At 60.6% G+C, this 19,734-nt stretch carries 25 protein-coding genes; 3 read left to right on the top strand and 22 right to left on the bottom strand.

What is annotated here, in order from left to right; genetic code table 11:
• Positions 1 to 58: 58 nt before the first annotated feature.
• From RDK48_RS06355 to RDK48_RS06255, 21 genes are all read right to left on the bottom strand, one after another.
• Complete coding sequence (locus RDK48_RS06355) at positions 59 to 376, bottom strand: chaperone modulator CbpM (protein ID WP_192113666.1); 318 nt, start codon at positions 374 to 376, stop codon at positions 59 to 61.
• 115 nt (positions 377 to 491) lie between these two features.
• Positions 492 to 1,484 (bottom strand): J domain-containing protein, encoded by a 993-nt coding sequence (locus RDK48_RS06350; protein ID WP_298996400.1) that lies wholly within the window; start codon positions 1,482 to 1,484, stop codon positions 492 to 494.
• Between the two features lie 218 nt (positions 1,485 to 1,702).
• Entirely contained in the window at positions 1,703 to 2,278 is a 576-nt protein-coding gene (locus RDK48_RS06345) for a hypothetical protein (RefSeq protein WP_298996403.1), read from the bottom strand.
• The gene (locus tag RDK48_RS06340) at positions 2,278 to 2,814 is read right to left on the bottom strand and encodes a GNAT family N-acetyltransferase (protein ID WP_298996405.1); all 537 of its coding nucleotides are present in this window, start codon (positions 2,812 to 2,814) and stop codon (positions 2,278 to 2,280) included. The genes RDK48_RS06345 and RDK48_RS06340 overlap by 1 nt, the downstream gene beginning before the upstream one ends.
• Positions 2,815 to 2,834: 20 nt before the next feature.
• Positions 2,835 to 4,877 (bottom strand): hypothetical protein, encoded by a 2,043-nt coding sequence (locus RDK48_RS06335; RefSeq protein WP_298996407.1) that lies wholly within the window; start codon positions 4,875 to 4,877, stop codon positions 2,835 to 2,837.
• Positions 4,868 to 5,233: a phage tail assembly chaperone gene (locus RDK48_RS06330; protein ID WP_298996409.1), complete on the bottom strand. Its 366-nt coding sequence runs from the start codon at positions 5,231 to 5,233 to the stop codon at positions 4,868 to 4,870. Before RDK48_RS06330 ends, RDK48_RS06335 begins: the two co-directional genes overlap by 10 nt.
• 9 nt (positions 5,234 to 5,242) lie before the next feature.
• Entirely contained in the window at positions 5,243 to 6,907 is a 1,665-nt protein-coding gene (locus tag RDK48_RS06325) for a hypothetical protein (RefSeq protein ID WP_298996411.1), read from the bottom strand.
• Between the two features lie 41 nt (positions 6,908 to 6,948).
• The gene (locus tag RDK48_RS06320; RefSeq protein ID WP_240824040.1) at positions 6,949 to 7,539 is read right to left on the bottom strand and encodes a hypothetical protein; all 591 of its coding nucleotides are present in this window, start codon (positions 7,537 to 7,539) and stop codon (positions 6,949 to 6,951) included.
• Positions 7,540 to 7,621: 82 nt separating this feature from the next.
• On the bottom strand, positions 7,622 to 8,065 hold the full coding sequence (locus tag RDK48_RS06315; RefSeq protein ID WP_298996414.1) for a hypothetical protein: 444 nt from the start codon (positions 8,063 to 8,065) through the stop codon (positions 7,622 to 7,624).
• 101 nt (positions 8,066 to 8,166) lie between these two features.
• The gene (locus RDK48_RS06310) at positions 8,167 to 9,159 is read right to left on the bottom strand and encodes a major capsid protein (protein WP_298996415.1); all 993 of its coding nucleotides are present in this window, start codon (positions 9,157 to 9,159) and stop codon (positions 8,167 to 8,169) included.
• A 71-nt stretch (positions 9,160 to 9,230) separates the two neighbouring features.
• Positions 9,231 to 9,773: a hypothetical protein gene (locus RDK48_RS06305; protein WP_298996418.1), complete on the bottom strand. Its 543-nt coding sequence runs from the start codon at positions 9,771 to 9,773 to the stop codon at positions 9,231 to 9,233.
• Positions 9,754 to 10,119, bottom strand: coding sequence for a hypothetical protein (locus tag RDK48_RS06300; RefSeq protein WP_298996419.1), 366 nt, complete (start codon positions 10,117 to 10,119; stop codon positions 9,754 to 9,756). The genes RDK48_RS06305 and RDK48_RS06300 overlap by 20 nt, the downstream gene beginning before the upstream one ends.
• Positions 10,119 to 11,987 carry a portal protein gene (locus tag RDK48_RS06295; RefSeq protein WP_298996421.1) on the bottom strand — a complete coding sequence of 623 codons (1,869 nt, stop codon included), beginning with the start codon at positions 11,985 to 11,987 and terminating at the stop codon, positions 10,119 to 10,121. The genes RDK48_RS06300 and RDK48_RS06295 overlap by 1 nt, the downstream gene beginning before the upstream one ends.
• 1 nt (position 11,988) lies before the next feature.
• Positions 11,989 to 12,747 carry a GNAT family N-acetyltransferase gene (locus tag RDK48_RS06290; RefSeq protein ID WP_298996424.1) on the bottom strand — a complete coding sequence of 253 codons (759 nt, stop codon included), beginning with the start codon at positions 12,745 to 12,747 and terminating at the stop codon, positions 11,989 to 11,991.
• The gene (locus RDK48_RS06285; protein WP_298996427.1) at positions 12,747 to 14,123 is read right to left on the bottom strand and encodes a terminase large subunit domain-containing protein; all 1,377 of its coding nucleotides are present in this window, start codon (positions 14,121 to 14,123) and stop codon (positions 12,747 to 12,749) included. Before RDK48_RS06285 ends, RDK48_RS06290 begins: the two co-directional genes overlap by 1 nt.
• Before the next feature lie 31 nt (positions 14,124 to 14,154).
• Entirely contained in the window at positions 14,155 to 14,511 is a 357-nt protein-coding gene (locus tag RDK48_RS06280) for a hypothetical protein (protein ID WP_298996430.1), read from the bottom strand.
• Positions 14,511 to 14,924 (bottom strand): hypothetical protein, encoded by a 414-nt coding sequence (locus RDK48_RS06275; RefSeq protein ID WP_298996433.1) that lies wholly within the window; start codon positions 14,922 to 14,924, stop codon positions 14,511 to 14,513. The genes RDK48_RS06280 and RDK48_RS06275 overlap by 1 nt, the downstream gene beginning before the upstream one ends.
• Positions 14,925 to 15,006: 82 nt before the next feature.
• Positions 15,007 to 15,318 (bottom strand): hypothetical protein, encoded by a 312-nt coding sequence (locus RDK48_RS06270; RefSeq protein ID WP_022658116.1) that lies wholly within the window; start codon positions 15,316 to 15,318, stop codon positions 15,007 to 15,009.
• Position 15,319: 1 nt separating this feature from the next.
• The gene (locus RDK48_RS06265; protein WP_298996438.1) at positions 15,320 to 16,003 is read right to left on the bottom strand and encodes a glycoside hydrolase family 108 protein; all 684 of its coding nucleotides are present in this window, start codon (positions 16,001 to 16,003) and stop codon (positions 15,320 to 15,322) included.
• A gap of 224 nt (positions 16,004 to 16,227) precedes the next feature.
• Positions 16,228 to 16,860, bottom strand: a complete 633-nt coding sequence (locus tag RDK48_RS06260) for a Mor transcription activator family protein (protein WP_298996440.1) — start codon at positions 16,858 to 16,860, stop codon at positions 16,228 to 16,230.
• Positions 16,850 to 17,104: a hypothetical protein gene (locus tag RDK48_RS06255; protein ID WP_298996443.1), complete on the bottom strand. Its 255-nt coding sequence runs from the start codon at positions 17,102 to 17,104 to the stop codon at positions 16,850 to 16,852. The genes RDK48_RS06260 and RDK48_RS06255 overlap by 11 nt, the downstream gene beginning before the upstream one ends.
• A gap of 329 nt (positions 17,105 to 17,433) precedes the next feature.
• Between RDK48_RS06255 and RDK48_RS06250 the strand changes: the two genes are divergently transcribed.
• Complete coding sequence (locus RDK48_RS06250; protein WP_022658120.1) at positions 17,434 to 18,108, top strand: S24 family peptidase; 675 nt, start codon at positions 17,434 to 17,436, stop codon at positions 18,106 to 18,108.
• A 177-nt stretch (positions 18,109 to 18,285) separates the two neighbouring features.
• Here the strand turns inward: RDK48_RS06250 and RDK48_RS06245 are convergent, their stop codons facing one another.
• Entirely contained in the window at positions 18,286 to 18,531 is a 246-nt protein-coding gene (locus RDK48_RS06245; RefSeq protein ID WP_298996448.1) for a hypothetical protein, read from the bottom strand.
• 204 nt (positions 18,532 to 18,735) lie between these two features.
• Between RDK48_RS06245 and RDK48_RS06240 the strand changes: the two genes are divergently transcribed.
• The gene (locus RDK48_RS06240) at positions 18,736 to 19,128 is read left to right on the top strand and encodes a NirD/YgiW/YdeI family stress tolerance protein (protein ID WP_298996451.1); all 393 of its coding nucleotides are present in this window, start codon (positions 18,736 to 18,738) and stop codon (positions 19,126 to 19,128) included.
• Positions 19,129 to 19,283: 155 nt separating this feature from the next.
• Positions 19,284 to 19,733 (top strand): NirD/YgiW/YdeI family stress tolerance protein, encoded by a 450-nt coding sequence (locus RDK48_RS06235; RefSeq protein ID WP_298996454.1) that lies wholly within the window; start codon positions 19,284 to 19,286, stop codon positions 19,731 to 19,733.
• Position 19,734 lies beyond the last annotated feature (1 nt).

Genomic DNA, 19,734 nt, shown 5'->3' with positions numbered 1-19,734 from the left:
GCTGCGGCGGGCAAAATTTTGTTATTTCTGGCCGGGAGGCTGCATGCTCTCAAACCGGCTATTCGTCTTCAAAATGCTGTAAGCGTTGCACCCTGCGTTCCAGAGAATCTATGCGCTCCAGAAGATCCACAATAATAGTGCCGCCGAGCACGGGCAGCTCAAAGTCGCAGCAGATGCGCTCAAGCTTGCGTACACGGTAGATATCTACATCGCGAAAAAGGAAATCCTGCGCCGCGCTGGTGCGGGCTTCAATCCAGCCAAGGCCCATCAGTTCCTGAAGCCGCTCCGGCGCAATGCCTGTGGCTTCAATGAATTCCTGCCAGACCATGACCGTTGAAGGCACGGGCAGTGAAGGTTTTTTCGGGGTCATGCTCATTTGTGTCCTCCACCAGTAACCGTATCGGTTGCCGCCTGCGGCGGCGCCGCTGGAATATGCATGCAAACCCTGCGCAGCCGCCGGGGGTGTCCGCTGGCGGCTGCCTGATTGTTCCCTACGAGCGGGCCTTGAATGTTGATATCTCGGCCAGCTTGCTCCACAAGTTGCGCTCTTCGTCCGTGATCTCGGCGGGAACCCGAATCATGATCTTTGCCAGCAGGTCGCCCCGCTTGTCGCCAGCGCCCATGCCCTTGCCGCGCAGGCGGAACTTGCGCCCGGAGCTGGAGCCTGCGGGAATCTGCATTTCTACGCTGCCTTCAAGGGTGGGCACTTCAACCCGCGCGCCCAGGGCTGCTTCCCACGGGGCCAGGGCCAGATCGCATTGCAGGTTTTCTCCGTCCACCTTGAAAACATGGTGGGGCAGATAGCGCACCCGCAAAAAGAGGTCGCCCGGCGTGCCGCCCGGCGCAGGGTCGCCCTGTCCGGCGAGGCGCAGTTTAGCCCCTTCGCGGATGCCAGCGGGCACGTTGACCTCAAGAGTCTTTGCGCCAGCGGGCATGTTGATGGACACGGAGCGCGGGCCGCCGCGCAGCACTTCTTCAAGGCTCAGGGCCAGCTCCGCCTCCACATCGCGGCCACGCCGCTGACGGGACGAAAATCCGCCAAAGGGATCAGGGCCGAAATTGGCCCCGCGCCCGCCAGCTTGTCCGCCCATCTGGCTGCCAAAGGGGCCGCCGAACTGAGCGCCGCCGCCATACTGGCCACCGCCGCCAAACAGGGTTTCAAAAAAGTCTGAAAAGCCCGAACCGTCAAAATTTTTGCCGTTGAACGTGAAATGCACATTCTCAAAGCCCGGTTCGCCCTGAAACTGCTGGCCGTGCTGCCAGTTGGGGCCAAGCTGGTCGTACAGTTTGCGCTTTTCCGGGTCTTTGAGCACTTCATAGGCTTCGTTGATTTCCTTAAACTTCTCCTCTGCCTGCTTGTCGCCGGGATTGAGGTCAGGGTGGTATTTGCGGGCCAGCTTTTTGTAAGCCTTGGAGACCTCCTCGGCTGACGCTGCGCGCTCTACTCCCAGAAGTTTGTAATAATCCTTGTACGATACTGCCATGATGCGTGCTCCCCGTCGGGTCGTTTCCTTGACGTGCGTCCAGAATACACCTGTTCGCCACGCCTGCCCATAAAAAGTAAGGTCAGCCAGCGCATCGTCAATAGGCAAATGCCGTGTTTTTGTCTGGCATTACGCGGGGCTTTCCATAAATAACAGCAAAAGCCCCCTGCCGCCCGAAAGGGGACGGCAGGGGGCTGGCATGACAATGAAAGGGAGGCCTACGGCAGTAGCGGGCCGCGTGAGCCGATGGTGTAAAAGTTGCGGCCCATGCGGGAGGCTCCGTTGAGCAGGGTGCCGCTCAGGCCCAGATAGTCCGTTTCGGCGCGCGAGCCAGCAAAGTCGGCGTTGGATGCCGACACAGCCGACTGGTTGCGCAGGCTCCAGGCCTGCATGTCTTGGGCGTGTGCTCTGCTTTGCCCCTGCTGCTCGGCAGAGAGGGCGTCCAGCTCGCCTTTTTCGGCGGTATCAAGGGTTTTATCCAGCGTGGAGCCTGCATCGGTCTGCGCTCCTGATGCCCCGGCCTGCGCGCGTTGCGCACCGATGATGCGGGCAGCCTCCTGCCGTTTGGCCTGTGCCGCTTCGTAACCCGCGCGGCGTTCCTGGCGGGCGGCCTCGTCTGCCGCCTGTGCACTCAGTTCCGCCTGCTGGGCGTTGCGGGCCGCAAGGTCGGACTGGTATTCCGTCTGCTGGCGGCGGGTTTCTGCCTGCTGCACGGCGCTCACGGTTCCGGCTGCTGCCCCGGCGAGGGCAACGGCGGCGCTGATCATGGCGGCTGTGCTGGTTGCTATGGCCATTAGCTGTCCTCCTCGATTGTTCCTGCGGCCTTGGCTGGCGCTGGCGGCAGGGTTTTGTGCCAGATGGTCTCCGTGGGCTGCGCTCCAAGGCGGCGGTAGAGCGCATGGCAGGGTCGGGACGCTGGCGAACTGTACTGCACAAGGCCCACGCCGCGCGCGGCAAGGGCCGACTCCGCGTGGCGCAGCAGGCGCAGGGCAAACAGGCCGCCGCGTGCCCCAGGGGCAAGATACAGCCCGTCCAGAGCCGCCAGCAGAGTTTGCGGGCAGTGCGGGCAAGACACCAGAGTAAAGACGGCATAGCCTGCCAGTGGAGCGCCGGAAGTATTGGAGGTCGCGCCGTGGTCGTCCTCGGCAAGCCCCCGCGCGGCGCTTATGTGCAGCATGCCCAGCCGTTCAAGGCTGGCGTAGCGTTCATGATCAAGTCGGTAACGTTGTGCGCCGTGCAGGGCGGCTTCCACCTCATTCCAGTGGGCGGCGGCGAGTTGTTCCGCTTCTGTGGATACCTGCGAAAATGTTTCTGTTGTTATGGTCAGCATGGATTGCTCCTCCTGCCGCATCAGGCAAAGGTTATGTCCAGCGTGAGCGCAAGTACGCGAAAGGGCAGGGGCCTCTGCTGCACCAGCCAGATGCTGGCTTGATTGTCCCAACCGCCGCTGGGAGCGCACGTGATGTCGCCAGAGAAGGGCTGCACGGCTTCGCCCCAGTGTTCCGGCATAAAGGGCAGGTCGTACAGTTCGTTGCGGCTGGGGCCGTATTGCCCGCCCACGCTGCGGTACAGGCGGAGCGAGCAGGAACCGTAGGCTCGCCCCTGCGCCAGTGTCGTGCCGGAATTGAAGTCGCCCTCCACTGGCAGGGGGGAGAGCACGGATGCATACGGCAGGCCTGCCTGCACCACAGAGGCCGCATAGGGCAGCTCTATGCGCCCACCACGCACCACGCAGCCCTCCACAGGGCTGCCGTCCGCCAGTACGGAAAGCGCGCAGCCTTCCAGATGGTCCAGCCCTTCCACTGTCGACGTTGGCGTATCCGTGCGGATGCCAAGGCCGCAATCCACAAAACAGGCTTCGGCAATGGGCTGGCTGTCCGCCCAGACCGGGGCCAGTCGTTCGAGAAAATAGCGCGTCCGGCCCGCAATGGTGCGGCGCACCACAAGGGCCAGCGCATCGCCGTCCTGATCAGCCACAGTTGCGGCAGAAATGACCTCGCCGTCTGTCACATGGCGCGACCAGCCCCAGATGTCATGCTCCTTCATGTAGGTAAAACCCAGCAGCAGGCCGTCATCGCGCACGCACCAGATGGTTGAGCCGGGGGTCTGCTGATAGGCCCACTGTTTGATGGTGTGCCCCTCAAACAGGTGCGGCGCAAGAATGGAAAGGTCGTTGCCCGAATAGCCGTCTTTTTCCAGAGAATAGAAAAGATCGCGCACTCGCGAGCCGTGGCGCTGCACATGCAGCACCGAGTTGCCGATGATGATGGGCGCAAGCCCCGCGCTGCCCCAGTACGACTGGGCGGTGATGCTGACCTTTTGGGGCGTGATGGCCGATCCATCGCCGCCGCTGGCCTTGTATTCGCTGCCGGAGGTGCCCACCAGAAGATCACCGAAGCTGGCAACCCAGGTTACGGAGTCTATGGAGCCGGAGGCGATGAGGTATTCCACCGGATCGTCATCCTGCAAGGGGCGCGACTTGCGGAAGGATTCAAAATCGCCCGTGCGCGACATGTAAAATGCCTGCGGTGTGCCGGGGGTGGCCGCAAGCACCATGCGCTGCTGGTGAAAGGCCACTACGCCGGGATTGTTGCCGTCAGCAAAAGGATTCCAGTCTTCGCGAGGCGTGTCTGTGGTGTCGGCCTTGTAGTTCTGGTCGCTGAAACTGGTGCCGGAGGCAACGCCGATAAAGCCGAAGTAGCCCGCTTCCTCGCGGTAAACGTTATATTCCGCAGCGCCTTGAACGGCAGGCCAGCTTATGGTTGTGCTGTTGCCCACCACCCAGTCGGAGGGGTGCCGCGCCCCTTTGCATTCCCCTGCTGGCGAAGCGAGGGACTGCCTGCCGTTGGCATCCACCGCCGCCACTTTGTACCGCAGGGTGTAGGAACCGCCGCTGCCGGTAAAGGCCAGCGTGGGTGCGGCGGGGGCGGGCAGGGATGTGTTCAGTTCTACCTGCTCCAGGCTCCAGGTGTAGTTTCCACCCGGAGCATCGCGCCGTACTATTTTGTGCAGCGGATATTTTTGGTGGGCCAGATAGACCACATCGCCCACCTGCGCGTGGCAGAGCGAAAGCAGGTCTTCCGCCGCATAGGGGGGCGTCATGACAGGTGCCGTGGTGAATCCGGCAACTGTAGCAACGCGTAAGGTTTTTTCGGCAAAAACCAGAAGAAAATTTTGGCTTGGATGCGCGCTGAAGGTGAAGGGGAGCAACACGGAATATGCTCCAAGCTCCGCCAGAAAGCGGGTGCCGGGCCGCCGGGCCACGTCGCCATGCAGGCCGGGGAGCATGTTTTCCATGCAGGCAACGCAGTTGCGGTAACGGGAAAGGTCGTACCGGGCCGAGAGTGTGGGTGATATTTCGCCGCCGGTAAAGTTTTGCAGGGCTATGCGCATGACTGTTCCGTCTGCAAAATGCCAGGAGCATCGGGCCAGGGTGTTTCATCACCGCCGCCATCCCACGGTGCGCCGGGCTGTTCGGGCAGGGCGCGAAGTGCGGCCCGGTATGTCTTGACCAGAGCCAGATCGCCCTCGCTGATGGGGTAGTCGGCCAGCAGATACTTGTCGGTAGCTGCAAGACGCACATCACGTGCAGCACGCAGGTTCTCGTACTGCTGTGTTGTCGTGGGGGCAGGGGCAGTCTGTATTTCAAAACCGCCGTCTATAGGCGCCATCATGGCGCAATTATCATTGCACCATTGTGCGGCTGCGGGCGGGTACACCCCTTCAAATTTTTGTCCGATTGCGTACATGGCGCCTCCTTAGTAGCCAGCGGCGTACCAATTGGTATCGATAACAGAAGAGGTTTTTCCAAAATTGAAGCCATAGGGGGTTCTCCACGCAGTGCGGGGATGCCCAGAACTCGGGTCCAAATCAAAGGCATACACATTCAGGACATATGATGCCCCTGCAAAAGGGGTTGGGAATGTTACAGTAAAGCCGGTGGTTCCGGTAACTCCCAGATAGCCGCCCTGTTCTATGAACCCATCGGAATACTTACGGTACCAACTTGTTCCGTTTGTCCATGTGGACACAAGGTATGGAGACCAGGCTGGTCTGTTGCTCATGTCTGCATTGAGCTTGCCTGCAAGGCCCGCCATGTAATTTGCCCAATCGAACACGCTGGCATTGTTCTGCGCGGATGCCAGAACCACAAAATGTCGCAGGCGTATCTGTTCATCGAGTACAGTCGTAATGCCATCTCTGAAAACAGCACTCGACAGCGAAAGGTCTATACCAAGCCCTCTTCCGGCAGAGCTGGTACCACCAGGGGAACTTGTCCACCCAGAACCTTTATAGAATGGGGGGGCCACCTGAGCTGTCTCGGCAAGTGGGGCGAAGTTTGATGAGCCTATGGCAAACAAGGATATTTCGCCTCTTACATTCGGCAACCCGGCCTTATAACTCTTGCCCAGCTCTGCGGCGCTGGCTGCCTGAGTGATGGAATCGCCATTTTTCAGCAGCGGCACCTTGAACTTCTGGGCTGTTGTGTCCAATGCGAACTTGGCACAGTTACCCGTCAAGGCCACTTGGGCGGCAAAGGCGGCATAGGTGCAGGTGAGCAGTTTGCCACCCGCAAGATACGTGTCGTAAAACTCCCTGAACTGTTCACGTGTGTATTCCGCAGCGTCAGCCGGAACAGCGCCGTTGGGCACGTAGCTGTCAGCGCAAAACATGGTTACAACGCTGCCGATCAGAGTTGTGCTGAGGGCGGTGATGCCACCCTCAACCCCATTCAGGCGCGTATCCTGCTGGGTGGCTTTTGCTTCAGCATCTGACAATCGGCTGAGCAAATTGTCCGGCACGGCCTGTTGCGCCGCGTGGGCGGCGGTTTGCGCTGTTTGGGCGCTTGCGGCTGCGCTATCAGCCTGTGCAGTGGCGGCGCTCACACTTGCCTCTGCCGCTTCAGTTACCGTTTGCGCGGCAGTTGCGGCGCTGGTCGCCGCGGCGGCAGCTGAACGCGCGGCTGCGGTGGCGTTTTGAGCTGCTGCATCACGGCTGGAATAGATGGAAGCAACCACTTCTTCCGGCGATTTGTCGCTGGTGGCGGGCATGATGACGGCGCGTGCGAGTTTTTCGTTCAGTTGCTGAAGTTCCGCAGTGGCCTGATCAAGCCCGTCTTCTATAACCTGCGGATCAAATCGCGAAGCGGATATGAGGTCTATGCCCTGCTCAAAGGGCATGTTGCGCACAATGGCGAGCCGCCAGCCTGCGGGCAGGGGGGTTCCATCGTGCAGATAGGTAACAGTGCCGCCGCTCTCGCCTATGTTGGCTGTCCAACCCTGCGCAGGAGAGGTTTCTCCCTTGGGCGATGTGGTGCTGATGTTAAGCTGGTCTGTGCTCCAGACCTTGAAGGCAAAGGGAAAGGACGTTGCTGCGCCATTGCCTTCATACACGGCGCGGCTGGGGCTGTAGGGCAGGGTCATGCCTCGCTCCTTGCGGTTTTTTGCTGTGATTGCGGGTGCACTCAGCGCACGGCAAGCCAGGGGTCTTCCACCGGGCGGTCACTACGTTCGGACGCGGCAGCGCTGCGGGCTGGCGGCAGGCTTGCGGCGTAGAGCTGCTCCAGCTCGGCTGCCTTCTGGCTGCTGCCCTTAAGCAGGGGGGCAGCTATGAGAGCCGCCAGCTTGCGGGCCAGCATGTGCGCGAAGAGATCATCAAAAAGGCGGCTGTTGCGCACATCTTCCGTGTACAGGGCAAGGGCGCGCGCCGCGTCGGTGAGCAGCAGCGAGCCATCGCCCGCCGCATTCTGTGCAAGGCAGAAGGGGCGGGCCGTAATGCCCTCGTGGCGCACCTCGTGCACCTTGAGGCAGTCATCGGGCAGGGCGTAGGCAAAACGGAATTCCGGCGCGTAGCCTTCGGGCAGCGGCACAAGGGCCATCCATGTTCTGCGCTGGGCAAAGCTCCAGGGAAAATCGCGCAGTACCTGTCGCCGGGCGGAATCCCAATACAGACGGCATTGCAGGGCCTCTGGCGTGTTTTCCTGCTCGGAGGCGACACTGCGCGTCCCCAGAAAGCCCAGTGCGCGGTTCCACACGCTTATCTGGCTGATGGTCATGACAGTTCCTGTGATGAAGAGGAGAAAAAGCCTCCGGCCAGCCCCGCAGGGGGCCGGAGGCTGTACGGTGGCGGGGTGTGTTTTAGCCAGCCATGATGGCAGGCTCGTAGGGCAGGTCTTCCTCCCGCGTGAGGGCGGCAAAGATGCGTCCCTTGTTCACGGTTTTACCGTCAACGGGCGTGACGGCGAAGGTCAGGCGCAGCCAGCTTTTGCGCACGCTCTGGGGCAAAAAACGCAGATAGGGGCGCGCGCCAAGACCGAGGCCGGGAGCTTCCACCGGGTTCGGCACAGTCACTGAAGCACCGTGAACGGCAGTCCAGGGGCCGTCGGCGCGATCTGCCTCCTCCATGCAGATGGTGAGGCTTTGCGTTTCAGCCGGGGCAAAAGCTTCGGTAACAGAAAGCCGCAGGGGCATGGGTTCCATGCGCCCGGGAAGCTTCAGGCCGGTAAGGGCCACAGGCTGTCCCGTGGCGTTGGCGGTAAGGGGGCCTTCAAAAAACACGGAATTGCGGTCGATAATAGCCATGAAAACTCCTTTGGCGGAATAGTGGAAGAACAGCGAAAAACCAGGCTGGGTACTGCGTGGAAGCCCCGGCAAGGGCTTCCGCGCGTTACAAAGGATTGTGGTTAGGCCACCACGCCTTCGTTGGAGAGCACGGCATCGCACTGGCGCACAGGGCGACCATGCAGCACGGGCACGGCCTTGGCGTCAAAGAACTCGCCGTACTGCAGCTGCACGTTGCCCGCATCGGAATTCTGCAACTCAAGGGCGGTGAGCACGTCGGCATTGGCGTACCACACGGCCTTCTGGCGCAGGTGCTGGGGCATGAGGTTCTTGGCTTCGATGGTCAGCTTCTGCATATCCACAAAGCCGCTCTGCCCCTTGCGCTTGCCGAGAGAGGCCACGGGCAGGTTTGCGATGCGCACGATGCCGCGCCAGTCGCGCACGGCAAGGCCGCAGCGCCAGTTGTATTTGTCGCCCACCACCTGATATTTGCGGCCGTCCGGGTCCTGAGCCATGTAGGTTTTGAGGTCTTCGTGCGAGAGCCCGCCGTTGCTCTCCTTGGGGTAGACGCCGTGAACCGACTGCGCGCCCCACGAAACAAGCCACAGGGAGGTGCAGCCGCCCTCGTCGCGCCCGCCCGCATCGAGCACGTTTTTGGCGTCCAGCGCGGGGTAGCGCATGGCAAGGCCGTTGAACTCGTCGGGGTTCAGATTGCTGTTGCCGTAAAAGAGGGTGGTGGCCACTTTCTGGCGCATGGCTTCGGCAAAGGCCACGCCTTCGCTCATGCGAAAGGCCTTGTCGCGGCTGCCGTAGAGGCGCAGTTCTTCCACGTCCAGTTCCATGATGGCTTCAAGGATGCCGCAGCCTTCCTTGACCTGGCTCCACTGCGATTTGGAGGGCGGCGTACCCTGATAGAGTCTGCGCCAGTAAACCTCGGGCAGCCCGGTGCGGATGCGGGTGAGGTGGCCGTCGCTCTGGTTGGATTCCATCCAGAGCACATCGTCCATGATGTCGTTGGTTTTGTTCATCAGTTCGATGATCTGCCCGGCCTTGTCGCCACGGTAGAACTGTTCCATCTCGGCCAGGGACACCACCAAACCCATGGAATTAGCCATAATACCCTCGTCTGTTTGCAGGTTGCTCAAGAAATGTTGTTGCTATGACCTGTGATTTGCAGGGGCGTAAATCAGATGCTTCCGCTGCGCGAACTCCAGCCTGCGTACATGCGCTCTTCAAGCGGCGGCATGGAACCTCCTGCCTGTCCCTGCACCAGCCCGTCCTCCATGAGGGCATCGGCAAGACGGTTGAAAAAGCGCAGCACGTCAGGGTTGTTGCCGTAGCCGGTCTGTTCCAGCAGTTGGCCGATGCACTTGCTTTCATCAAACCGGTCAAGAGCAAGCTGGGCGCGGGCAACAGTGGCGGGCAGGTTTGCACCGCCGATCTGCGGGTCTTCCGTGGCCTCCTTGCGCCATTTGTTGACCTGCTCCTGCCACTGGAGGCGCTGGCCTGCCTCATGTTCGCGCAAGCGCTGGGCATAGGGATCTGCCTGCGAATTGGCCTGTTCATTTGATCGAGCGAAATTTTCTGCGCCAGCGGCAGCCTCGGGCGCGGCGGCGGCAGGGGCGGCACCGCCGGTTCCTCCGTTGCTCTGGTCTGCGCCGGAAAAGCCGCTCGCAGAGGAAAAGGCGTTTTCGGCAGTGGAGGAAGCCTCAGAAGGTGTCGAGATCATGAGCGTCGTTCTCCTTGGTTTGCAGCAGTCTGGGCAAATGCCCTGGGTTTGCCTGTTGCATGAGGCGCATAAGGCGCATGCCGATCATGCGTTGGCCCTCGGCGTAGAAAAGGCGTGCGCTTTGGCAGGATTCGGGCGCATTGCCCACATCTTCAGCGCTGAAGTTGCGGCAAAGATGTAGCAGCCAGCGCAGCAATACACGGCCCTGAGGCTGGGCCATCAGACCGTCCACAGCGGCCCGCATGGCGGCATCAAACGTCTGGGCGCGGTGGGCGGTATGCTGCTGCGCCTGCTGTTTGGTTTGTTCCCGCTGCTCCGCCTGTTCATATGGGGCAAAAACATCCATCAACGATGTTCCTCCGGCTTTGCGCCCTGGGGTTCGTCATGCTGCTCCGCTTGCGCCATTGTCGCCTGTCCTGTCGCCGGTGCCATTTTCGTATGTTCAGCGCGGGCAAGGCCGCCCGGCAGGGCGTTGCGCAGCAGCCGCGTGATGCCGTCCAGCACGCTGCCCTGTTTGCCGTCCGGGCCGGAAAGCGGGCTTTGCGAGAGCTGGCGCACCATATCCACCCCCTTGCCAAGGGCTTCTGTGATGGCCTGCGTCTGGGCGGCATCAGCCCTGGCGGCGCGCAATTGCTGGCGTTCCTCCGGCGAGCGCGTGAGGCTCACGGGCAGGCCCAGGCTTTCCGCATAATTATCCAGCAGATGATCCACATTGAGGGTGTCCAGGGCTTCGGGCCACGCGCTGGAAGCCTTGAGGGTCAGGGCCATGTACTGGTCTGCCGCATTGATGCCCACCAGCTTCTGGGCCTGCGCCAGCAGGGATACAAACTCCACGCGCAGGCGGCGGCCCGCCAGCTCGGGCGGGCAGGGGGGCAGCATGTCCAGCTCGCGCATGCACTCGAAGGTGCGATCCATGAGCGGAATGAACAGCTCATCGTGCAGCCGTTCCAGCACCGGGCCAACAAGCACCAGTTTTTCCTCCTCCCGCGCCGCGATTTCGCTGGCTGTTACGCCGCTGCGGCCGTCAAGGATGAGCTTGAACAGGTCGTTGTAGAGTCCTTTGCGTATTTGATCCTGAACCGACTCCATAGCCTTGCGGGCCGTAGCGAGGTCGGGGTTTATCTGCAACAGGGGCGTAGCTGCCTGAGGGCTTTGACCCGGCGCGCTGTCCACGTAGTTGACGCCGCCGGGGGTGAGATCAAGCCCCACGGAGCGCAGGCCCGCAGCCACGCTCATGGGCGGGTCAACCGCCTTGTGGATGGCCTTGAGCGTGGTGACGCCCATCTGTTGCAGCATGCGGCAGTCGGGCAGGGCGTCCATGGCGGGCGAGCGCCCGTACACATCGTTGCCCGCCACATCCCAGCGCGGGCCAAAGCCCGGAAAGGTGCGAAATCCCGAAACCTTGAGGGCATGGCGGTTGCCGTCGCGTCCTTCCAGCCAGTAGACGGAAGCAATCGGCATGCGGCTTGCGTCTGCCAGCCCGTGCTGCGTGTTTTCACGCGGGTACACGGCCTGAATGACGTTGCGCCGCTCCTCGGGATTGCGGCGCGCCGCCTCGCGCAGGGTTTCGGGCAGGGCCGAAGGGCCGAAAGCCTGAACGATCTGGCGCAGGGTCATGGCGCTGCGGCGGAACACCGTGTCCACCCGCCGTGTTGCATCGCAGTCCAGCGCATATTCCCCCGCGCAAAGGGGGATAAAGCGGAACCCGTGCTGCGGATCAGCCAGCTCAAACACAAAGGCCGTGCCAAAGGTGCCCAGTTCGCCATACATGGTGTGCATGGCATTGTAGAAGTTTGACCGCTGGAACACGGTGCGCATCCGGGTGGCGACTTCGTCCAGCCATGCCTGACCGGGGCGGCTGCGGGCCAGATCGGCATCGTCAAGGCTTAGCCGGAACCAAGGCCTTGCCGGACTGGTGAGCCCGCCCTGAAGGCCAGCCGCCAGCGTACGCATGGCCAGAATGCCAGTGGCGTCCACAAGCCCCCGGTTGAGCATGGGGCCTTCTTCCGACGCGTCCACCTGCGGATTCAGGCGGCAGCGCGTGGGCAAAAAATGATCAGCCAGGCTTTGCCATGCTGCGTCCCATGGGGCGCGGCGGCGCAACAGGGCATCATGCCGCCGGGAAAGGGCCTGTACGTCCACAGCATATTGCGCGGTATTCTGGGGCGCAGGCTGCCCCGCAGGCGCGATGCTGTTCTGGATGTGTGCGGTCACGCTACTGCCCCAGCAGGGTTTTGCGCGTTGCATCGGCGCGGTTAAGCGGGCTGGTGTACACAGAGCCGTTGATGCCCGCAGCCTTGGCGGCTTTGTCTTTCTGGTTCTGGCGCGCCGCGGTGGCGGCCTCGGTTACGGGTTTTTCCACTTCCTGCTTGGGAACGGGCGCAACTGCGGGTACATCGGGCGTGCCGCCTCCTCCAAATCCCATGACGTTCTCCTTATGTTGAATGATTGCTGACAAGTCCTGCGGTGTGCAGAGCACCAGTACGCCGTCCACCCATGTCTTTTTGCGGGTATGCAGACATGCGCCGGGTAAGCGCCCGAGCACGCGAAATCCGCAGGCTTCGGCCAGCCTCCAGGCATGGCGGTTGGGGGCCGGGCAAAGCCCCATAACTGCGGCGCAGTCGAGGTTTGCAAAAGCCCAGCTCAAGCCCCCGTGCGCCATGGGCACTGCCAGCCGCGCCCATTGACGAAAGGTGGTGAAATCAAACTCCCACACCCGCCCTCTGCGAGGACTGAACATTGCGCAGGCCAGCAATGGGGCCGGGGTGGAAGCGCAAGCAGAGGCGGGCTCCGGCGGTGGGCTGTAACAGCCCAGCAAGACGCCTCTTTCCGGCGCGGTGATTGATTGCCACTGGGCCAGCGTGGGCTTATGCAGAGAACTCATGGCGCTGGCTGTGAGGCCCTCGGCTTCCATGCGTTCAAAAACGGCATTGCGGGCGTGTTGGTCCACAATGGGGGCGTAGGAAAAGCGCATCAGCGTCCTCCAAAAAAGTCGTAGTCAGTGCGGGCGCGGCGCGCGCCAGAGGCCGTTTCCTGCTGTGGGCGAAAGCCCGTGACTGCGTATCGCAGTGCGTCTGCCGCGTGGCTTGCCCAGTCGTGCAAGGGGCCGGAGCCTGCCTGCGCGGCCTGCGAGCCTTGCCCGGAGCCAGCCTTCCAGCGCCGCCTGTAGGCCCGCAGGGCCTTTACGCCCTGGGCGCAGGCTGCCGCATCAAACCAGAAGCGCGGCAACTGGCGGCGCAGGGCATCTATGCCGTCAGCCAGCGAGAGAGCCGGGGCCAGGGTAAAACGTATGCCCAGTTGGGCGGCGCTTTCCCAGCGGCTCAGCCCGGTGCCCAGTTCGCGCACGCGGATGTCGTGCGGGGCAATGTGAGTGCCGTAAACAAATCCGCGTCCGGCAATGCCCCCATCATGGACATCATGAGCGGCGGCTTCCGCAGTTTCAGCAGGGCGGGCCTTGGCGGCCAGCACCTGCGCGTAATGCGCCAGCCCCTCGCCGGAAGCTTCGTAGTAGTCGAGGATGCGCCAGCAGCCCGAGGGCTCCACCTGAAAAAACCAGATGGCCGTGGCGTCATCCATGCCCAGATCCCATGCTGTATGCACGGGAAGCTCCGGCGCGTGGGGCAGGGGGCGGATGCGCCCCTCGCGTTCTGCTGTATCTAGCAGAGGCGCGTAATAAGCACCGCGCACTGCCGCTGCAAACGAGCATTCAAACTCCTGAAGATATTCGGCCTCGTCCATGCCCCGGCGCGCCGCTGCCAGCTCCTGCTGCGGCAGGTAGCCGGTTTCGGAAGCGGGAAAGCGAAAGCGCGACCAGATGCCTTCTTCATCAGCGCCTGCCTGCTGCCATACGTCATAGAGCAGGTTGTCCGTGCCTTGAGGAGTGCCGCAGAACAGTGCGCGGCCCTGGCGGTCGGCCAGCATGGGGCGCAGCACCTGCGTCCATACCTCGCGGGGCATGTCCGCCGGTTCGTCCAGCACCAGATCATCCAGATACAGGCCGCGCAGGGCTTGCGCGTTTTCCGTTCCCAGCAGGCGTATGCGGCCCCCGGTGGGCAGCACGCAGACAAGCTCGCTTTCCAGAAATCGCGTACCGGGCACTGCCCCGGCAAACTGCTTGCAGTAGTCCCATGCAACCGCCTTAGCCTGCCCCAGAAAGGGCGCGGCATAGGCTGCCCGCCAGTCGTGCTTGCCCACGCGCAATGCCTGGCGCACCAGATCATTGACCGCCGCTACTGTTTTGCCAAAGCGCCTGTGGCAGAGCAGCACGCAGAAGCGGGTGCGCTCCTCATGAAAGCGCCACTGCAAAGGGCGGGGGCAGTAGGGGATGATGTGCGGCGCAGGCTGGGACATGGAAAATATCCTTGTTTTTCAGGAGAAACTGTTAGTTGCTTGAGCCGTATTGCGGCAAAATTTTTTGCACGGGCGGTTTGCCGGATGCACCTGACGGCTTGGATGATGTCCGGGGCGATGCTCCAGATAAATCTGCAGGCAGCCTGCCGGATGCAGCGCTTGGGGGGCCGCCCCACACAACAACCATCCTGGGCGGGGCACCGGGCGAGGTTTCATCGCGCAGGGATCGCAGAATGGCGTGCAGTTCTTTTATTTCTTTGACAATATCTATACTTTTTTCCGCAATATCAGCAGCGCTGAGGGTGCTGGTGAGCAGGTCAAGCCGCTGCCCAAGGCTGTCGAGCAAGGTGGTGTTGCGGCAAGTGCCTTTACGTTTTGCAGGGGGCATCAGTTGCAGCCTCCCGCAGCATCGGTGCCTGTGCGGCAGGCGAAAGCCGCACCACTCTGAGGCACCAGGCGCAGACGGTCTTCCTGCCGCTCAAAGCTGTGCTCAAGCCGCTCAAGCAATCTGTCCAGACCAGAAATGCGCACATTGAGCGCCTGAATTTCACCGCGCAGGGCCGCCAGCTCGTTGTGCAGGCCTGCCATGTCTGCGGTATCGGGGGCGAGCCGCAGGTTTTCTTCTATGGCGCCGAGCCTGCGGGTGGTTGCGGCCTCACGCCGGGTATCGCGCTGAACGTGCAGCAGGTAGTCCTCCTGCCGCACAAAGGCCCGGCGCAGGCTCCACAAGGCCCAGGCAAACAGCCCCTGCACAAGCAAAACAAGCAGGCTTGCCCCTGTGGAAGAAAAAATGTCCATCATTACCGTATCCTCCAGGCCTGTTGACCTGCTCAAAAATAAATTGTCTCAGTGTGTTGCCAGATTGTTGCGAGTCTGGACCGGCCTAAAATCCCAGCCCCAGCATGCCCAACAGCAGGGTCATAATCTGGTTTAGGGCCGAGGGCGGCAGGTGGTCGCACCAGCCCGGAAAAAGCAGGGGAATAATGATGAGCCTCCCCGCAACCTCCCAGCAGAACAACAGGGAGAGCATCCAACCGAGGAAGGAGCGCCACAGCCGCAACATGCTTGCGGGCGCGCCGCCCACCTCAGCCTCGTTGATGCGGCTTTGCGCATCGTTCTGCCGGTTGCGGTCGGGCAGAATTTTGCCCACAGCGCCAGTGATACCGCCCAGCAGATTCCCTAGCAGTGCCCACATGTCAGTTTGCCTCCCGTTCAAGTTCAGCAAGATACTGGGCCAAGGCCTTTACCCTGTTGCGCCAGCCTTCAAGAAACACTTTGAGGGACGGGCGGCGGGCAGCCAGATCACGGTAAAAGGCATCGCGCAGGCGCAGTATCTGCCGGGCGGCAAACCACTGGAGGTTGGCCGATTCCAAGGCTTCGGCCAGTTCTGCCGTGCGCGGGCCGGAAATTCCGTCCTCGGCAATGGGCCGGTAGTGGTCGAGCTGGGCTTCACCAACGGCGTTCATGCCCTGCTGCAACTGGCGCACGGCTCTGGCTGGCCCCATGTTGACAGCACCGTCGTACAGGGCCACTGCCAGAGGCAGGGGCAGGGCGGCGCAGCCAAGGGCATCCCAAAAGTGTTTTTTGAACAGCGCGGCGGCCTGCTGCATGGTGCAGGCGCGGATGTCGTCAGCGTCCACATCGCCGTCCATATCCAGATCAAGGCCGTTGTACGTACAATGGGGGGTGCGTGCAGCGGAGCAGCCATCGCAGCTTCTGTGCTGGCGCAGGCATTCCTGCCGGGCCTGCTGGGCAAGATCCTGCACCCAGCGCAGGGAAACTCCGTACTTGGTCAGACCGCCCGGATCAGCGGGATGGTCTGTGAGGCCGCCTTCCCATCTGGCGGTGAAGGCGTGGGCAGTATCAAACAGATTGGGCATGATGAGGCTCCTTGGCATGATGTGACCGCAATCAGCGGCGTGAGGAGAACATGCCAAAAAGTCGGGCGCGCGTAAGACTGAAAGGATTCAGTAGTGTCAAAAGCGCAGGATGCGTTATTTTTGCGGAATTTTAGCGGAAAATGAGGAGTTTGTGGCAAAAAAAGCCAGCATAAACGCTGGCTTAAATTTTTTAAGGGCAGGCAGTCTGCCGTTTTTGGCTTAATTTACAGCGCATTATCTTGCTTGTGGGCAGAAATTTGCGCGGAATCGCCAAGCATCAGCAGAAGTTTAGCCTGCGGGGGAACGGAACTTTCTTTTTTCAGAATCTGCCATACGCGGCGGTCGGATACGCCGTGACGGCGCGCCAGGCTGGACACCGCAGATGTACTGCTTGAACCGCGCCCTGTGCTGCGTGAGAAACCTTTGACGATCTCATGCTGCCGGAGGCGGGTCATAATCGCTGTGCAGCGAGGTACATACAGGCTTGTGCCGCCAAAGGTCGCCATGAGCTTGCGCAGGCATTTAAGGCCAAGAGTTTTGCGCAGCGGATGCGTTCTGTCCTTGGGCACATTGCGCGGTACGCGTATGCATTGCCCACCAAACGCGTGCAGTACCCCCCAGAATTGTTTCATATCGTTCAGGGCCCTCCATATCTGACGCGCATTGTCGGGCAAGTGGTTGATAAGTTCGCGCCATTGTTCTTCTGTTTCGGCCATATGCAGGGCATGGCCCCATGCGGGATTATTTTTGCGGCGTATACGCGAATCACCCTCTGGGGCAGAGGCTTTTGCCGAAGATTTGGCAGGTTCTGGTTGACTGTTGTCGGGCTTTGCCGGGTCAATGGGCCTATTGGTCATGGCGCGTCTCCACTGTTTGGCAGGCGCGCGCGGATATGTTGATTGCGGGCGATTCTGGCGTTGCGGGCGATATTTGCGGGCGGATACTGGATTGCGCGGAAATTTCCTTATCCATCTGCCAGGACAGAAGACGGAAATGTTCGATGACAAGGCGCAGAATAGGCTGCTGGATGGCGCACTCGCCAGTGTGTAAGGAATCCAGCACAGCGCTCAGGTTAGGGATGTCGTCAAGAAATGCGGACATGCTATGCTCCAGAAATAGGAAATTTAATTTAACGGGCCGTAAAATAGAAAAATCACTATTCGCAGGGATAGTCAAGGAAAAGTTTTATTTATAAGAAAAGTTTTAACAATATGAATTTATTTGCATAAATTTAAAAATTTACAGAAAAAAATGACTTTTTTTAACATAGATTTAAAAGTTTTCTTTGAACTTCAAGGAAAACTTGAAATTACCTAAAAACAAATATAGATGTGTACAAACAGCTCGTTTTTTTTATGAAAAATATGGTCCGCGCTGGTCGGCCATCTACGGCCCCGGCACTTCAGGGCAGCAAACAACAAGGGAAAAACATGAAGAAAGCACAAGCGCCCCTGGTATCAGCTTTTGGCGCGCGTATGCGTCAGCGCAGGGAAAACTTGGGGTTGCACAAGCAGGTACTGGCAGACACAGTGGGGCTGAGCCTGACGACAATTCAGCAATATGAGAACGGGCAGATGCCCAAGGGCAGCCATGCCGTGCGGCTTGCCGATGCCCTTGAGTGTTCGCTGGACTGGCTGCTGGCCGGGCGCGGTGATTGCGGCAACGGTATGGTGCACACGCCTGAAGCGCGGCTTATGATGGTTCCCATGGCCGAGGCCCGGCTCTCTGCCGGGACAGGAAGTTTTGAAACTGGCGGCGAGGTGCTGCGGCACTATGCGTTCAGGTGGGATTTTTTGCGGCGTAAGGGCAACCCTGCGCAAATGGTGCTGTTACGCGTCTCTGGCGACAGCATGCAGCCCCGTATTGTGAACAATGACGTGGTGCTGATAGACCAGAGCCAGCGTGAGCCAGTGCCGGGGCGCATATACGCTGTGGGCGTGGAAGATATGGTCTATCTTAAGGTGCTGGATGCCATGCCGGGCAAGCTTATACTTACGAGCATAAACCCGGATTTCGCCCCTATTGAAGCCGACACCAGCGAGCAACTGGGCGGGCTGGTGCGTATCATCGGCAGGGCCGTATGGGTGGGGCGGGAGCTGGACTGAGCCAATCGGCCCGCATGCGGCCACGGCAGACGCACGCAGGTTTGACCTCGTCTGGAGTGCAGCAGCCGTGCGCGGCAGATATCTACCTCACGAACACTGCCTGGCGTAACAATGCTTGAGCCTTATGGCCGAGGCAACTACGGGGCTGCGATGGGACTGCGACGAGGCCGCCTGCTATCAGTTCTTGAGAGCTACGCTGGGGGCGGCGATTTTATCCATGTCGTATTCGCTGGCAAGGTTGCGGTTCCACGCGCGGATGGCTGCTCCCTGCGACACCGACCACTGCTGCGAGGTTTGCCCGCAAGAACAGACAACGCGCCATACCTCCTGCCTGCGACCAGGGGGAAGCATGGATTCCAGATGGACATTGGTGCCGCCGCATGCAAGGCAGGGGCGGATGGTGTGCGGATCAAGCTCTTTCATATAGGCCACCATACCAGTTTTGAACCGGCATCACAAGGACTGCGGCTGCTAATAAAGAGCACCCATGTGAAAGACGCAGCAAAGAAATATTTTTTTACCGGCTGAGGCATTCTTAACGTTTTGCTGACGTGCATATTTGCAATGTAAGTCCGCACGCGACATGTGGCGCGTTGCAATTTTTTTTAGCACCTTTCTGGAGGAAATATGCGTTATCTGCTCGTTATGATCATGTCTCTCATGCTTGCCGCCCCGGCCTTTGCTGCCAACACCACCGATGCTCCTGCTGCTCCTCACGCTGCTCGCAAGGCCAAGGGCGTGACAAAAGTCGCTCCGGTCGATACGGTAGCCAAGGCATTGGCCGCTGCCAACAAAACCCCTGTGTCCGTTACCGGCACCATCGTGGAACCTGTGCAGGGCAAGAAAAACCGCTATGTTTTTGAAGACGGCACTGGCCGCATGACCGTGGCCCTTGGCAAAAAGGCCGCCGCTGCCGCGCACATTGAAGCGCAGAGCAAGGTTCACCTGACCGGCGTCATGGTGGTCAAGGCTGGCAAAGAGGGCGTGATGGCCGTGCGTAAGGCTGAAATACAGCAGTAGACCGCGAAATTGCGGAAATTTCCCGATGTCCGCAGGCTGCGCCACAGTGCGCGGGCATCGGGAACTGCTTTTAAAATATCTTCTGCCTCCTGCCTTCACTCCCCACAGTACATTAATCCATCCGGCGGCGCAGCCCGGCCTTTCTGGAGAACAGCATGCAAACAGTGCGCCCCGCCCTGTATCTTTTTTTTCTGCTCCTTGCGTTCAGCCTTGTGATCTCCATGGAATCAGCCCCGGTCGCAGCGGGTTTTGAAGGGCCAGGCGTTGCCGCCACAGTAACGCGGGCCGTTGACGTGCTGGGCGCGCAGGATGACGCGCCATGCGTTCTTGAGGGGCATCTGGTGGAAAAGTTGCCCCGGCGCAAGCACCGCTATCTGTTTGAGGATCACAGTGGACAGGTCGTTGTGGAAATCGACAACAAGATTTTTGAGCAACTGACGATCACGCCCAAGGACAAGGTACGCCTGCAAGGGCATGTGGATTGGAACCGCAAACGCCCCAATGAGGTGGAAGTGGATTCCATATCCATCATGGGTTCCATAACGTCAAAGGACCTGCCTGAAACAGCGGCTCCGGCGCAAAAAACTAGCCCCGCAAGGCGCTGAT

Origin of the sequence: uncultured Desulfovibrio sp. (genome assembly GCF_902477725.1) — a bacterium.
Classification (GTDB): Bacteria; Desulfobacterota; Desulfovibrionia; order Desulfovibrionales; family Desulfovibrionaceae; genus Desulfovibrio.
Note: the sequence above shows the minus strand (reverse complement) of the source record. Positions and strands in the feature narration are given on the sequence as shown.

Coding starts and splice junctions, on each gene's coding strand:
- RDK48_RS06305 (WP_298996418.1), bottom strand. CDS start 9,773: ATGATCTCGACACCTTCTGAGGCTTCCTCCACTGCCGAAAACGCCTTT.
- RDK48_RS06335 (WP_298996407.1), bottom strand. CDS start 4,877: ATGCGCATAGCCCTGCAAAACTTTACCGGCGGCGAAATATCACCCACA.
- RDK48_RS06290 (WP_298996424.1), bottom strand. CDS start 12,747: ATGCGCTTTTCCTACGCCCCCATTGTGGACCAACACGCCCGCAATGCC.
- RDK48_RS06345 (WP_298996403.1), bottom strand. CDS start 2,278: ATGGCCATAGCAACCAGCACAGCCGCCATGATCAGCGCCGCCGTTGCC.
- RDK48_RS06245 (WP_298996448.1), bottom strand. CDS start 18,531: ATGAAAGAGCTTGATCCGCACACCATCCGCCCCTGCCTTGCATGCGGC.
- RDK48_RS06300 (WP_298996419.1), bottom strand. CDS start 10,119: ATGGATGTTTTTGCCCCATATGAACAGGCGGAGCAGCGGGAACAAACC.
- RDK48_RS06320 (WP_240824040.1), bottom strand. CDS start 7,539: ATGACCATCAGCCAGATAAGCGTGTGGAACCGCGCACTGGGCTTTCTG.
- RDK48_RS06285 (WP_298996427.1), bottom strand. CDS start 14,123: ATGTCCCAGCCTGCGCCGCACATCATCCCCTACTGCCCCCGCCCTTTG.
- RDK48_RS06260 (WP_298996440.1), bottom strand. CDS start 16,860: ATGACCAATAGGCCCATTGACCCGGCAAAGCCCGACAACAGTCAACCA.
- RDK48_RS06235 (WP_298996454.1), top strand. CDS start 19,284: ATGCAAACAGTGCGCCCCGCCCTGTATCTTTTTTTTCTGCTCCTTGCG.
- RDK48_RS06270 (WP_022658116.1), bottom strand. CDS start 15,318: ATGTGGGCACTGCTAGGGAATCTGCTGGGCGGTATCACTGGCGCTGTG.
- RDK48_RS06250 (WP_022658120.1), top strand. CDS start 17,434: ATGAAGAAAGCACAAGCGCCCCTGGTATCAGCTTTTGGCGCGCGTATG.
- RDK48_RS06275 (WP_298996433.1), bottom strand. CDS start 14,924: ATGATGGACATTTTTTCTTCCACAGGGGCAAGCCTGCTTGTTTTGCTT.
- RDK48_RS06255 (WP_298996443.1), bottom strand. CDS start 17,104: ATGTCCGCATTTCTTGACGACATCCCTAACCTGAGCGCTGTGCTGGAT.
- RDK48_RS06350 (WP_298996400.1), bottom strand. CDS start 1,484: ATGGCAGTATCGTACAAGGATTATTACAAACTTCTGGGAGTAGAGCGC.
- RDK48_RS06340 (WP_298996405.1), bottom strand. CDS start 2,814: ATGCTGACCATAACAACAGAAACATTTTCGCAGGTATCCACAGAAGCG.
- RDK48_RS06265 (WP_298996438.1), bottom strand. CDS start 16,003: ATGCCCAATCTGTTTGATACTGCCCACGCCTTCACCGCCAGATGGGAA.
- RDK48_RS06280 (WP_298996430.1), bottom strand. CDS start 14,511: ATGCCCCCTGCAAAACGTAAAGGCACTTGCCGCAACACCACCTTGCTC.
- RDK48_RS06355 (WP_192113666.1), bottom strand. CDS start 376: ATGAGCATGACCCCGAAAAAACCTTCACTGCCCGTGCCTTCAACGGTC.
- RDK48_RS06310 (WP_298996415.1), bottom strand. CDS start 9,159: ATGGCTAATTCCATGGGTTTGGTGGTGTCCCTGGCCGAGATGGAACAG.
- RDK48_RS06325 (WP_298996411.1), bottom strand. CDS start 6,907: ATGACCCTGCCCTACAGCCCCAGCCGCGCCGTGTATGAAGGCAATGGC.
- RDK48_RS06240 (WP_298996451.1), top strand. CDS start 18,736: ATGCGTTATCTGCTCGTTATGATCATGTCTCTCATGCTTGCCGCCCCG.
- RDK48_RS06330 (WP_298996409.1), bottom strand. CDS start 5,233: ATGTACGCAATCGGACAAAAATTTGAAGGGGTGTACCCGCCCGCAGCC.
- RDK48_RS06315 (WP_298996414.1), bottom strand. CDS start 8,065: ATGGCTATTATCGACCGCAATTCCGTGTTTTTTGAAGGCCCCCTTACC.